This is a genomic window from Geminicoccus flavidas (genome assembly GCF_009806515.1).
Lineage (GTDB): Bacteria > Pseudomonadota > Alphaproteobacteria > Geminicoccales > Geminicoccaceae > Geminicoccus > Geminicoccus flavidus.
Genome location: NZ_WUJP01000896.1, coordinates 1 through 387, shown reverse-complemented (window position 1 = coordinate 387; position 387 = coordinate 1). Strand labels below are relative to the sequence as shown.

The 387-nt window shown below is 63.0% G+C and carries 1 protein-coding gene; it reads right to left on the bottom strand.

Features of this window, described 5'->3' with window-relative positions; genetic code table 11:
- On the bottom strand, positions 1-272 hold a 272-nt coding region (locus tag EQG76_RS25615; RefSeq protein WP_235031566.1), incomplete at its 3' end, for a serine hydrolase.
- Between the last annotated feature and the right edge of the window lie 115 nt (positions 273-387).

Below are 387 nucleotides of genomic sequence, written 5' to 3'. Positions count from 1 at the left end.
AGCCCAGCCTGCATGCTCAAGAGATGACCGATCGTGATTTCCTCGATGCGCGGATCGGCGTCAGCGGGTATGTCGGTACGCAGCAGCGGGGCAATGCGTTGATCGACCCCGCGCAGAACGCCCCGCTCGATCGCGATGCCGACCAGGGTGGCGATGACGGGTTTGGAGGCGGACTTGATGTTCGTCGGCGCAGATGGAGAGTGGCCACGATACCCGCGCTCGGTCAGAATCTCACCCTCGCGCGCGATGATGATCGTCTCCAGTGGCTCCAATTCATCCCCAAGGGCGAGAAGATCAGAGAATGCTGCGTTTGAGCCACGGCGGGCGGCGTAAGAACACCCAGCACGGGCGCGGCCCAAGCAAGTGCAGCGCCCTTGCGCAGAACAT